Raw genomic sequence first — 12,006 nt, forward strand, 5'->3', positions numbered from 1 at the left:
CACTAGTGGCGCTTGGCGTGCCACAAGGTACAATCCCCGCCCTACCCTCGAATCCTCCAAGGAACGCCGATGTCCGGCCTCGAACTGTTCGCCGCCGTGCTCGGCGTTATCGCCGTGTGGCTCACGACCAAACAGAACCCCTGGTGCTGGCCGATCGGCCTGGTGATGGTGTTGCTGTACACCTGGGTTTTCTATGACGTGAAGCTGTATTCGGACATGCTCCTGCAACTGGTGTATGCCGTGCTGCAACTTTATGGCTGGTGGCAATGGACGCGGCCGGGCAGCACGCGCGAAGCTCGCCAGGTCAGCCTGTTGCCGGCGCATTCGGTTGCCTTTGGCCTGGGCATTGGCTTGCTCGGCAGCCTCGGCCTGGGCGCGGCCATGGCCACCTGGACAGACGCCGCCCACCCCTGGCTGGACGCCGCGCTGACCAGTTTCAGCCTGGTGGCGCAATGGTGGATGGCGCAAAAGCGCCTGCAATGCTGGCCGCTGTGGGTGGTGCTTGATGTTATTTTCGTCGGTCTGTTCCTGTCCAAGGCCATGTACCTGACCGCCGCGCTCTATGCCCTGTTCACCTTGATCGCGGTACAGGGCTGGCGCGACTGGCGACGCGATCCAGCGTTGACCTACGCATGAAGGTAGTGGTACTCACCGGCCCTGAATCCAGCGGTAAAAGCTGGCTCAGCGCCGAAATCCAGGCGCACTTCGGTGGCGAACGGGTGGGCGAGTACGTGCGCCACTTCATTGACGAGCAGGCGCGTGACACCTGCTATGCCGACATCCCGGCCATTGCCCGCGGGCAGTTGGCCTGGGAAGACGCCGCACGAGCGCGGCAACCGGCGCTGCTGATCCTCGACACCCACCTGCTGAGCAACATGCTCTGGAGCCGCACGCTGTTCGGCGATTGCCCGGCGTGGCTGGAACAGGCGCTGCTGGCCCGTCACTACGACCTGCACTTGCTGCTCAGCCCCGAGGCCGTTGCCTGGCACGACGATGGCCAGCGTTGCCAGCCGCTGCTGGCCGAACGTATGGCGTTTTTCAATGCCACGGGCGAGTGGCTGGCGCAGCACCAGCAAGCGTTCCAGGTCGTGCAAGGCGACTGGGCGCAGCGTCGGCGCGCAGCCTTTGCCGCAGTTGCGCAGTTGCTCAAGACCTGAGCAGCTGCGCGCTGCACAGTGTCCATTCCTGAAACACTTTCACCTGCGCAAAGCCGCGAGCTAAAGCGGCCAGGCCGTGGCCGGGTAAAAGTGTTAAGCCGCTGAAACAATCCCCGGGCATGCCTGTTGCCGGGCCGTGGCGCCCGCAGTATCAGGCGCTGAACAGCGCCGGTGTCTCAGCGGCGTTACAACATTTTTTTGACCCTGGCCAAGCATAAAACCAAGCCATTGTTTTCGCTTGATAAATAAAAACCGGCACACCTTCTGCTCTCTTCTTCGCAACGCTGAACAGGGCCAGCGCACCATAAGAAGGAATTGCCATCGTGGGAAAGATTGATAAAGGCATCTACCGCCTCCTGCTGCTTGCCTGTGCAGTGAGTTCAAGCCTGAGCTTGAGCCTGCCGGCCCAGGCCGAAAACGGCATCGTCGTCATCACCCGCGATGTGCAGCCGCGCAACGCCATGCGCCCACCGCTGGCGCCCGACCCTTATCCGACCACGGTCAACACCAACCCGTCGGCGCAGATCCTCAAGCAAACCAACGAGCTGAGCGACGGCGATTTTGCCTCGATCACCAGCGGCTCGGGAATCGGCGCCATGGTCACCCAGCAGACCAATAACCTGGGCAGCAACATCAATAACCAGACGCAACTGCCGAACCTGGCCGGTGGACGTTCCGGCAACTCCGGCAACGGCATCTCCAACATGGTCAATTCCAGCGTGCAGAAAGGCCTCGCGCCCCTGCAGATCCTCACCGGAGGCAAGTGAGATGAAGCACTCGTTGCTGATTCTGGCCATGTTCTGCAGTGTACCGGCCTTCGCCCAGCCCCCCGTCGTCAATAACGCCAACATCGACAATTCCGGTGCCCAGTACCAGGGCAACCTCACGGTCAACCAGGCTGCCGGCGATCAGCAGCAACAGGCCAACGCCCGGGCCATCGCGGTGGGCCATGGCGCCAGCGCCAGTACCCAGATCCGCCAGCGCCTGCGCACAACGGTAGACCCGAGCATCGATGCCCAGTCGAACATCCAGGGCAACTCTTTCAGCCACGGCAGCGGCGCCCTGGGCGTCAACCAGAGTGCCGGGGCCAGCAACCAGCAAGCCAACGCCATGCGGATCAGCATTAGTTCCGGTCCGCAAAGTATCGACGACAGCGTCCTCATGCAACAGAACGTGGCGCTGCTCAACAGCTCCGACTCAGCTGACTCCGCACCCGGCTTTCGCCAGGTCACTACCAGTGACCAGGCCTTCACCGGTAGCCGTGGGGTGATTCAGCTGAATCAGAGTGCCGGGGTGGGAAACCGAACGGCCAACACCCTGAGCATCCGGGTCGCGGACTGACCCAAATAGTTAGGAACAACACTTAACCTAAAATAAAGTACGGAGAATCACCATGAAACCTTCGATGGCACTCAAGCCTCTGGTTTTCGCAATTGCTGCGGTCATGGCTGTTGCTGTACAAGCTGGGCAGAACGAACCACGTGGCCATGGCCATAACGGTCATCACAACAATGGCCACCACACCCCTCCTCCTCCCACCAAAATCTCGATCAACGCGACCGCCAACGCGTGGGACAAGCAAAGCAGCACCAACAACCGCATCCGCAATGAAGGCACTGTGAACGAAGCCGAAATGAGCAGCTCGGCCACCGGCACCAGCGGTAACGTCGGCGTCAACGTGGCTGCCGGTGCCGGCAACCAGCAAGACAACGCCGCCGCCATCGCCAACGCCGCCACCGACAACTCGGAAATCGACAACACCTTCGTGTTCGGCAACGCAACGGCGACCGCCAAGGTCTCGCAATACAGCAACAACAACCGGGTCGACAACTACGGCAGCACCAACTCGGCGGTCATGGGCGGTTCGGGCAACAACGGCAGCGGCAACATGGGCATCAACATTGCCGGTGGCGACCTGAACCAACAGAAAAACACCATGGCAATTGCCAATACCAACGCTGCACTGGGTAACGCAACCGCCACCGCCTCTGCCGATCAAAGCGGCCCTGGCCTGACCGTCAACAACAACGCTGACCGTACCTATCGTGTCGATACCCTGACGGTGACCAAAACCGCCAGTGGTAGCGCCAATTACGATAAGTCCATGGAAGCCAGCGGCAGCAAGAGCAACTCTTCGAGCTTCGAGCTCGCCGGCGCCAACAGCTTCAATGCCAGCGGCTCGCACAACTCCGAAGCTAGCGGTTCTAAAAACCATGAAGCCAGCGGCTCGAGCAGTGCTTCTCTGACCGCTTCGCTGGATGCATCGGTTGAAGCCAGCAGAAACTCGTCCTATGACTATGGCCGTCATCACAGCGGCAGCAGCTCGCAGTCGGCCGATGCTTCGCTGACTGCCTCGCTGGATGTTGATATCGACAAGTCGTGGAACAAAGAGTCCAGCTCTTCGTACGATAAGTCCAAGAGCTCTTCGTTCGAAAAAGCCTTCGATTCTTCGTTCGAAAAATCGGGCAGCAAATCCTCCGAGTCTGAGTACAACAAAGCGAAAAGCTACAGTGAAAGCAGCTCTTATGATTTGAGCAATACTTTCTCTTATCAAGTGCTGACTCCAACCGGCTGGGCCAACCCTGTAACCAACACTGCAACCCTGAGCGGTTCGGTGAACGGCGGCAGCGGCAACCTGGGCGTCAACGTAGCAGCCGGTGTGGGCAACCAGCAAAGCAACTCGCTGGCCATCTCCAACACCTCGATGTAAATGCTGTGATCTGGAGGCCCCCTTCGGGGGGCCTTTTTCAACACCATCAGGGGGGCGTCGGACATGCGCGTTATCGCCTTGGCATTTTTGCTCTGCCTGAGCAGCATCAGCGAAGCGGCGCAATTGCCGCTTTCGGTATTACCGGGTGGTGCGGTGGTGTTCAAGCCCATCCAGAGCGTGCGTGAACGCAAATTCGCCGACCTGGTGCAACAGAAAACCGATTTCAGCTGTGGCGCCGCGGCATTGGCGACCATCTTGCGCCAGGCCTACTGGCTGGACGTCAGCGAAGAACAGATCATCGAAGGCATGCTCGCCCACTCCGACCATGATGTGGTGCGGGTCCAGGGCTTTTCCATGCTCGACATGAAGCGCTACGTCGAAAGCCTCGGGATGCGCGCCCGCGGTTACCGGGTACAACTGGACGCCTTGCAGAGCGTGCGCATTCCGGTGGTGGTGCTGATGGACGTGCGCGGCTACAAGCACTTCGTGGTCATGCAGAAAGTCCACAACGGCTGGGTGTACATCGGCGACCCGGTGCTCGGCCATAAACGCTACAAGATCGAAGACTTCGTCAAAGGCTGGAACGGCATTCTCTTCGCCGTCATCGGCCGGGGCTACGACAAGGCCAACGCCTTGCTCGACCCACCACTGCCGCTCACGGCCAAGAACCGCATCAATACCTTCACCCCGGTGCAAGACGCTGAGTTGATGGATTTCGGCTTCATCCAAAGCGACTTCTTCTAATGACAAGGGAGCATGAGGCTCCGGGAGCATCCCATGAAGACTTCTATCTGGCTCGCCGTGCTTTGCCTGGCCGCCAGCCTGCCAACCCAGGCCCAGACGCTCAAGCCCATTGAACTGAAGGATCAGGAACTGGCCAACCTGCGCGGCCGCTTTGTTATGCCCGGGCGGATCATCAGCTTTGGCATTGTCATGAGCAGCACCTGGCAAAACGCCAATGGCGAAGTGATTGGCGCCAGGTCTTCGATGCAAATCCAGCAAACGACGATCAAGCCGCAGTTCTACGTGTCGATGATCGACGAAAAAGGCAGCGGCGCGGCGCGCTCGCAGAGTGTCGGCAGCGGTAGCGTCACCGGTGGCAGTGGCCTCAACAGCACCGAGGGCGTGACCCAGGTGGTGCGCGCCGCCGGCGACAACAACAGCGCCTACAACAACGTCGATATCAACGTCACCAAGGCCAACCAGGCGCCCGCAGCAGCCACGCAGCCACAGGGCGAGGCCCTGGCCGCAGGTTCCACCCTGGTCGGCGCCAACGGCGCGGGTTCGCTGAGTGTGTCCTCAACCGGCAGCGGCGTGCAATTCAACATCATCGCCAACAACAACCAGGGCAGCACCGTGCAGCGCCTGGCCCAGGGTGGGCTGATGCAGAACACCACCTTGCTCGGCGCTGGCAACAAGGTCAGCAACCTCACCTCCCTGAACGTCGTGCTGCGTGACAACGTGCCGAGCGCCGGGGCGCTGAACGGTAACCTGGACCAGCTCAAAGGCCTTCGCACTCTCGGTTTCTGATCTACGCTCTGTCTCATCACTTGTAGTCAGAAGGGACGGCTAACCCATGCACCGATCGTTAACCTTCAGAGCTATTGTCTGTTTGAGTAGCCTGACCCCGGCCACATTGCTCTACGCAGCAGCCGACCCCCAGGTCGAAGCACTAAAACAAGAACTCATGGAGTTGAAACAACGCTACGAAGCCCAGCAGAACGCGTTGATGGTCCTTGAACAGCGCGTTCGCCAGGTCGAAACAGCACCGGCAGCACCCGCGCCCAGACGCCTGACCAAATCCCCCGCCGAAACCGTCAAGGGCGGCCAGACCGTGGCCACCGGTGCGCCGGGAACCACCGGCAGCTCCTATGGGCAGTCGCTCAAAGACGACTCGGAACCGGCGCAAAGCGTTTCCAACCTGTATGACGAAGCCAGCGGCTTTTTTGGTGGCGGCAGGTTCAGCGTCGAAACCGGCCTGACCTACACCCACTACGACACCCGCGCCCTGGTCCTCAACGGTTTTCTGGCGCTGGACTCGATCTTCCTCGGCAACATCAACCTCGACCGTATCAAGGCCGACAACTGGACCCTGGACCTGACCGCCCGCTACAACCTCGATCAGCGTTGGCAGTTCGATATCAACGTCCCGGTGATCTACCGTGAATCCACCTATTCCTCCGGCGGTGCCGGCGGTGCCGGCCCGGTTACTTCCGATGCGACCGTCAGGCGCGATCCAACCATTGGCGATGTCAACGTCGGCATTGCCTACAAGTTCCTCGATGAGTCGGAAAACTGGCCCGACGCGGTCGCCACCCTGCGGGTCAAGGCCCCCACCGGCAAAGACCCCTACGGCATCAAGCTGGTCAACGACCCGACCAACGACAACCTCTCGGTGCCTGAGAGCTTGCCCACCGGCAACGGCGTCTGGGCGATTACACCGGGTATCTCGCTGGTCAAGACCTTCGACCCGGCGGTGCTGTTCGGCAGCCTGTCGTATACCTACAACATGCAGGACTCGTTCAGCGACATCAGCCCGACGATCAACACCAAGGTCGCAGGTGACGTGAAACTGGGCGACTCCTGGCAGATTGGCGCCGGTATCGCCTTTGCCCTTAACGAGAAGATGAGTATGTCGTTCTCGTTCACTGACCAGTTTGCCAGCAAGAGCAAGATCAAACCCGATGGCGGTGACTGGCAATCGGTGCCCAGCAGCGACTACAACGCGGCCAACTTCAACATCGGCATGACCCTGGCCGCCACCGACAACCTGACCATCGTCCCCAACCTGTCTATTGGCCTGACCGACGACTCGCCGGATTTCTCCTTCAGTCTGAAATTCCCTTACTACTTCTAAGGTTCACAGCCATGAAAAAGCCCGCTTCGGCGGGCTTTTTCATGCGCATTGGTCACGACTCAACGAATCTGATGCTTGTGCAGCAGCCGGTAAAAGGTCGGCCGGGAAACCCCCAGCACCTTGGCGGCGATGCTCAGGTTGTCGCTGTGGCGGTTGAGCACGTCGCACAAGGCCTGGCGCTCGGCCCGGTGCTTGTAGTCTTCAAGGGTGCCCATGCTCGGGGCGAACTCGTGCTGGCCCAGCAAGCCCAGATCCTGTGCCTCGATCTGCCGGCCTTCGGCCAGAACCAGGCCGCGGCGCACGCGGTTGGCCAGCTCACGGACGTTGCCGGGCCAGTCGTGCTTGCCCATGGCCACCAGGGCGTCTTCGCTGAAGGAGCGGGGCCGGCGGCCGGTTTCCAGGCTGTAGAAGTGCGAGAAATGACTGGCCAGCATCGACAGGTCACCATGGCGGTCGCGCAGCGGCGCGGTGACCACCTGCAGGACATTCAGGCGGTAATACAGGTCTTCGCGAAAGCGCCCGCTGTCGATGGCTTTTTCCAAGTCGACGTGGGTCGCTGCCAGTACCCGCACATCGACGGCTATCGGCTGGCTGCCGCCGACCCGCTCGATGTGTTTTTCCTGCAAAAAGCGCAGCAGATTGGCCTGCAGCTCCAGCGGCAAGTCGCCAATTTCATCGAGAAACAGCGTGCCACCGTGGGCGGCTTCGATACGGCCGATCTTGCGTTGATGGGCACCGGTGAAGGCGCCTTTCTCGTGGCCGAACAGCTCGGACTGGATCAGGTGCTCGGGGATGGCGCCGCAGTTGATCGGCACGAAGGGTTTGTCACGGCGCTGAGACTGACGATGCAAGGTGCGCGCCACCAGCTCCTTGCCGGTGCCGCTCTCGCCGCGAATCAGCACCGGCGACTCGGTGGGCGCCAGCTTGCTCAGCAGCTTGCGCAGTTCGCGAATCGGCCGGCTGTCACCGAGCAGTTCGTGCTCCGGTTCATCGACATGCACATAGCCCTTGCCGCGCAGGCGCGCCATGCCGAACGCGCGGCCAAGGGTGACCTGTACCCGCGAGACATCAAAGGGCAAGGTATGAAAGTCAAAAAACCATTCGCAGACAAAATCGCCGACATTCTGCGCCCGCAGCTCCTGCGGACTGAGTACGGCGATCCATTCGGTATTGCTGCGGCTGATCAAATCCTTGACCGCATCCGGGTGCTGCAGGTGCGAAGCCTGCAAACGCAGCAGCCCGACGTCGCAGGGATGTTCCAGGGCCGAGTTCAAGGTGCAGCTGTGTACATCCCAGCCCACACTGCGCAAGCCAGGCAATAGACGATGGCAGTCATCGCAAGGATCGACGATCAGCAGGCGGCGGTTGGATGCAGGCTCTAGCATGACCTATTCCTTGGCGCCAATAGTTGGAATTTTAAATAGAAACAGTGTGTTGGCAGGCCCGTTTTAACAGTAGCAACGATGCGTCAATCGCCCACTACCGTCTGTCTGCTGGAAGGGAGTATTTGTCGAGCAATTGCGGTCAAAGGCGGCGCCGCAACGAGCTGGATACCGGGTCGGTATCCCTGCGGCAACCTTGAAATTTTGCTGACGCTAGAACGCCTGGATCCTCAGTATTCAGCGTACCAGCTGGCGGCGTTCGGGCAAGCCCGGGTCGAGCTGGCCGGTGGCGGGTTGACCGGCACTCGGGCAACTGCTGGCCACTACGCATCGCTGGGCCGACGGGGAATAGAAGCTGCCTGCCGGGCAACTGTAGGCATAGCGATACCATTGCCCCCCTGTAAGCAAACATCTGAAATAGCGCGTACAGTCGCTGGGGTCTGGATGGTAACCCGCCCCGACCGCCGCGCAGCTCACCTGAACCTCTTCGTTGCTGACGCCCCCGGATGAGCTGCAGCCTGCTAACAAGGTGAATGCTGATGCGACTACCAGATGCCCCAAGGTACGACTTGCGGTAAAACGTGAACGGTATGACATGATGCACCTCTTGGTGGTGTGAATGCTCGAATCAAGCTGCCGCTCATGGCGACGGATTGCCTACGGTCAGGTACCAGCCGCCAGCATTGGTATTCTGGGAAATACAGCGAAATGTGTGAGCCGAACCCACCTCGTAAATACGCTCGGCGCCAGGGCATTGACCGTTGGTGAACAGGAAGAAGTAGCGGCGTAGCAAATCAGGGAAAGGGTACCCATAATGCTGCTGCAACAGCGCTTCATCAGCCGCCGATACCGGGTTGCCGCCATTGCGTTGCATCACTGCGTAGCCGGTGGCATAGGAGGTGGAGCTCTCATCGATATTCAGCCACCTGACATTGTTGACCTGAACGCTGTAGGAGGCAGAGCGCTGGTCTGCATCGCGCACGGTAATCACCGTGCTGCCATTGCGCGCTCCGGTGACTTTGCCTTGCGTATCGACAACAGCAATACCGGTATTGGCGGAGTGGTAGGTGTACGGAGGACGTCCGCCGGTTGCTTGGCGCACCGCCGTATTGGCCGGGAAGTCGCGAATCAGCTGCCAGTTCTTTTGCACCCTGATCGCCGAGCCATTAAGCACCAACGGCTCCGGGGCGATGGAAAAACCGGCTCGCAGGGTCAGGCGCAGAACCGGAAAGATCAGCGTATCGGCTTCATTCTGGGCTTGCGCGAAATTGACCTTCAGTTCAACCCGCAGCTCGCTGTTGTCTCGTAGCATCAGCAGCCGGCTGCGGGTCAAAGTTCTGCTTATGCCCGCACTGACTTCACCGGAGGTAAGTGCTTCGCCGACGATCAGTTCGATGATATCCGGGTCACCGTTCAATTTGGTGCCATAGCAGCGCAGCCAGATACGTTGGCCTGCCCTGACAAAATTCCAGGCAGCCACCGACACTCGGGTGTTGCCGCTAAAACTATCCAGGTCCAGCACCAGACCAACCGCATAGTCGACCTGTAGCTGCGTCAACCCTGTCAACGGCTGCACCCTCAGGTTCAGCAGCTGCGACTCCTGCGGCTGGCTGGCTCCTTGACGCAACACGGAGTAACGAACCTGTACCTGACGCTGGACCGCACCGATATTCGCACCAATGTACAAGGGCGGTATGGGCACCGATAGCTCACCGTTAGCATTGCCAACAAGCGGTCCCACCGAGGTTGACCCCAAGGGTGTGCCGGTCCAGGACAGGGTGATGCGGTCTTGTGTCGACATACCGGTGTAACGGATCAGTACCGTCGCGCCCGATGTTGCCTGCAGCGGGTCAAGCAGGCCGCCAGGCGCTTGTAGCACGGTAGGCGCCAGCAGTTCGAGAACTGCCTGGCTGATCAGCAGCGTCAGCGTAAACGAATAGCGTGTCCTTACCCCTGCTTCGACCACCCAGTAGCGGACGTATACCTCGCGATTGAGGCTCGGTGTAATAAAGCCTATAGGGACGCTAATGGTAAACGCCCCTGGCGCTGTCACCTCGACGCTGGTGGTGAAATGACCACCTTGCGCACTGCCCAGCCACTCAAGGTGCACGGTCTGCCCCTGCCGCATATTGGTGTAGCTGGGGATGCGTACAGTCGCGCTGGTGAGTCCGGTCGGATCAAACACGCCATTCTGGGCGCCATCCACACTGGCTTGCTGCAGCTCGGGTGCGGCCTCGCCCACATGCAATAGCAAGCGCTCAGAGTCAACGCTGGGTCCATTGTCATGTATCACCCGGTAGTAGAGCTCCAGCGAACCGCCAGCGAGCGCAACGATATGTTGCGCTGTCACCACAATGATGATTTCCTCGCCTATATGCTCATCCCTGATGATGCGATGTTCCTCATGAAGGTAGGGTTCATGGTCGGCACGCGTGCCGTCCCACACCAGCACCAGGCGCTGATCCTTTGCCATCCATGAATAAGGTGGAACCCTCACGGTCGCTTGAGCCGCGTCATCTGGCAGGTACTGGTCTGGCGCTTCATCCACGATTGGCCGTTGCAGCTTTTGCGGCTCGCCGACAATCCCGACCGATTTGCTCTTGGAGCGCAACACGCTGCCGTTTATTTTCTGCACCTCGTAAGACACCGCGGCCCGCCCGCGCGCGATCCCCTGCACCTCGGCGTTCGGAATGCTGAAACTGGCAAAATACGGCAGGAACGGAATCTCGAAGGGTTGCGGCAGGTAGACGATCGGCCCTACCCCTTGCTCGGTAAACCCGCGCCATTTCAAGTGGATGACATCACCGGCTCGAAAGCCTAACGAAAGGTCGGCGAAAACCTGTACGGTCACATCCTTGCCAGCGAGTTTGTCCAGGTCGATCAAACCATTGGCGTCGGCGTCAGCGACAAACGGCGCCGGTAAATCTCCGCCGATCTCGACCCAGGCGTAGCTCACCGGTGACCAGTCCGCGGAGTAGTTGCCGACGTCGTCGATCAAGCGATAGATCAGCACCAGCTGGTCGGCGTCACCTGCCTCGACGATGGTGTCGTAATCGACAATGATCTGGATACGTTGATCGACCTCGTGGCCCTGCACCCGATGGCGAACAAACACACCGCCCCAACTCAATTCAATGACGTCGCCCCAGGCCATGTTCTCCCAAGGGAAAATGTATACCTCTACACCCAGGCGGGCATGCTCCTCGCCGATCAAGTCCGGGGTCACCCGCGGTGGCTGCAAGCCCTGGTGGCCCGGCGTACCGAGATCCGGGTCGAGCCCACCCGGCAGCAGACGCCTGACCTTGACCCGCAAGCGCATCGACCGGCGAATATTGCCGCTCAACGGCCGGACCTGATACCAGACCTCTGAGATACCTTCCGGTATCCGCTCGACAGGTAGTAGCCGGACAATCAAAAAATCCGGCTTGTCGAGATCTTCAGGCCGCACGATGTAAGGCGACGGGCTGGCCGGCTGCTCCGGATCCCCCCAATACACACTGATCGCATCACCAGGCGCCATTTGCAGATAGCGTGCAACCACCACTTGCAAGCCGTGCGGGCTGGTTTGCAACAACGCCTGGGTGATACCGCCGTCAAGATTGTCCGGATGGTCGACCAGCGGCGTCATGTACGGAACATGCACACGACTGGCTTCCACCGAGTGAATTTCGTCACCGCGCAGGTAATCAGGGAGCAGATCCGCGTCGTCCAGGCCGGACAGATCCGTCAGCTTGAGTGTTGAAAAAGGCAGGTCTTGGTTCATGGGTCGCCTCTGCAGACGTGACAATCGGAGCAATGACCCGGTCCTGCCCATGAAAAAAAGGACCGACTGGGAAACTGCAGTCGGTCCTTATTCAGTACCCTCTTTTGTTGCCTCGCTACTGGCAAAAATGTCAGGTG

At 60.0% G+C, this 12,006-nt stretch carries 12 protein-coding genes; 8 read left to right on the plus strand and 4 right to left on the minus strand.

Annotated features, from left to right (window positions below):
• The first annotated feature begins 69 nt into the window (after positions 1–69).
• Both pnuC and LOY34_RS14075 read left to right on the plus strand, forming a co-directional pair.
• Positions 70–636: a nicotinamide riboside transporter PnuC gene (pnuC, locus tag LOY34_RS14070; RefSeq protein ID WP_258663289.1), complete on the plus strand. Its 567-nt coding sequence runs from the start codon at positions 70–72 to the stop codon at positions 634–636.
• Entirely contained in the window at positions 633–1,157 is a 525-nt protein-coding gene (locus tag LOY34_RS14075) for an AAA family ATPase (RefSeq protein WP_045198351.1), read from the plus strand. The genes pnuC and LOY34_RS14075 overlap by 4 nt, the downstream gene beginning before the upstream one ends.
• A 151-nt stretch (positions 1,158–1,308) precedes the next feature.
• On the opposite strand, the gene LOY34_RS14080 is transcribed toward LOY34_RS14075, so the two are convergent.
• Positions 1,309–1,503, minus strand: coding sequence for a hypothetical protein (locus LOY34_RS14080; RefSeq protein ID WP_156160209.1), 195 nt, complete (start codon positions 1,501–1,503; stop codon positions 1,309–1,311).
• Here LOY34_RS14080 and LOY34_RS14085 point away from each other — a divergent pair.
• The 6 genes from LOY34_RS14085 (at position 1,481) to LOY34_RS14110 (ending at position 6,724) form a co-directional block, all read left to right on the plus strand.
• Complete coding sequence (locus LOY34_RS14085) at positions 1,481–1,924, plus strand: hypothetical protein (protein WP_093382321.1); 444 nt, start codon at positions 1,481–1,483, stop codon at positions 1,922–1,924. The two genes, LOY34_RS14080 and LOY34_RS14085, sit on opposite strands and share 23 nt — an antisense overlap.
• A gap of 1 nt (position 1,925) precedes the next feature.
• Positions 1,926–2,498: an adhesin gene (locus tag LOY34_RS14090; protein WP_195884233.1), complete on the plus strand. Its 573-nt coding sequence runs from the start codon at positions 1,926–1,928 to the stop codon at positions 2,496–2,498.
• A 52-nt stretch (positions 2,499–2,550) separates the two neighbouring features.
• Positions 2,551–3,867 carry a heme utilization protein gene (locus LOY34_RS14095; RefSeq protein ID WP_195884234.1) on the plus strand — a complete coding sequence of 439 codons (1,317 nt, stop codon included), beginning with the start codon at positions 2,551–2,553 and terminating at the stop codon, positions 3,865–3,867.
• A 63-nt stretch (positions 3,868–3,930) separates the two neighbouring features.
• Positions 3,931–4,611: a C39 family peptidase gene (locus LOY34_RS14100; protein WP_045198341.1), complete on the plus strand. Its 681-nt coding sequence runs from the start codon at positions 3,931–3,933 to the stop codon at positions 4,609–4,611.
• Positions 4,612–4,644: 33 nt separating this feature from the next.
• The gene (locus LOY34_RS14105; protein ID WP_045198340.1) at positions 4,645–5,397 is read left to right on the plus strand and encodes a hypothetical protein; all 753 of its coding nucleotides are present in this window, start codon (positions 4,645–4,647) and stop codon (positions 5,395–5,397) included.
• A 46-nt stretch (positions 5,398–5,443) separates the two neighbouring features.
• Positions 5,444–6,724 (plus strand): hypothetical protein, encoded by a 1,281-nt coding sequence (locus tag LOY34_RS14110; protein ID WP_045198339.1) that lies wholly within the window; start codon positions 5,444–5,446, stop codon positions 6,722–6,724.
• Between the two features lie 59 nt (positions 6,725–6,783).
• Here the strand turns inward: LOY34_RS14110 and LOY34_RS14115 are convergent, their stop codons facing one another.
• From LOY34_RS14115 to LOY34_RS14120, 3 genes are all read right to left on the minus strand, one after another.
• Positions 6,784–8,109, minus strand: a complete 1,326-nt coding sequence (locus tag LOY34_RS14115; RefSeq protein WP_045198338.1) for a sigma-54 dependent transcriptional regulator — start codon at positions 8,107–8,109, stop codon at positions 6,784–6,786.
• 234 nt (positions 8,110–8,343) lie between these two features.
• Positions 8,344–8,703 (minus strand): chitin binding peritrophin-A domain-containing protein, encoded by a 360-nt coding sequence (locus tag LOY34_RS27525; RefSeq protein ID WP_408980879.1) that lies wholly within the window; start codon positions 8,701–8,703, stop codon positions 8,344–8,346.
• A 43-nt stretch (positions 8,704–8,746) separates the two neighbouring features.
• Complete coding sequence (locus LOY34_RS14120; RefSeq protein WP_195884236.1) at positions 8,747–11,869, minus strand: hypothetical protein; 3,123 nt, start codon at positions 11,867–11,869, stop codon at positions 8,747–8,749.
• Positions 11,870–12,006: the final 137 nt, after the last annotated feature.

This window comes from Pseudomonas sp. B21-009 (genome assembly GCF_024749345.1).
Taxonomy (GTDB): Bacteria; Pseudomonadota; Gammaproteobacteria; order Pseudomonadales; family Pseudomonadaceae; genus Aquipseudomonas.

Coding starts and splice junctions, on each gene's coding strand:
- pnuC (WP_258663289.1), top strand. CDS start 70: ATGTCCGGCCTCGAACTGTTCGCCGCCGTGCTCGGCGTTATCGCCGTG.
- LOY34_RS14075 (WP_045198351.1), top strand. CDS start 633: ATGAAGGTAGTGGTACTCACCGGCCCTGAATCCAGCGGTAAAAGCTGG.
- LOY34_RS14080 (WP_156160209.1), bottom strand. CDS start 1,503: ATGCCTTTATCAATCTTTCCCACGATGGCAATTCCTTCTTATGGTGCG.
- LOY34_RS14090 (WP_195884233.1), top strand. CDS start 1,926: ATGAAGCACTCGTTGCTGATTCTGGCCATGTTCTGCAGTGTACCGGCC.
- LOY34_RS14095 (WP_195884234.1), top strand. CDS start 2,551: ATGAAACCTTCGATGGCACTCAAGCCTCTGGTTTTCGCAATTGCTGCG.
- LOY34_RS14100 (WP_045198341.1), top strand. CDS start 3,931: ATGCGCGTTATCGCCTTGGCATTTTTGCTCTGCCTGAGCAGCATCAGC.
- LOY34_RS14105 (WP_045198340.1), top strand. CDS start 4,645: ATGAAGACTTCTATCTGGCTCGCCGTGCTTTGCCTGGCCGCCAGCCTG.
- LOY34_RS14110 (WP_045198339.1), top strand. CDS start 5,444: ATGCACCGATCGTTAACCTTCAGAGCTATTGTCTGTTTGAGTAGCCTG.
- LOY34_RS14115 (WP_045198338.1), bottom strand. CDS start 8,109: ATGCTAGAGCCTGCATCCAACCGCCGCCTGCTGATCGTCGATCCTTGC.
- LOY34_RS27525 (WP_408980879.1), bottom strand. CDS start 8,703: ATGTCATACCGTTCACGTTTTACCGCAAGTCGTACCTTGGGGCATCTG.
- LOY34_RS14120 (WP_195884236.1), bottom strand. CDS start 11,869: ATGAACCAAGACCTGCCTTTTTCAACACTCAAGCTGACGGATCTGTCC.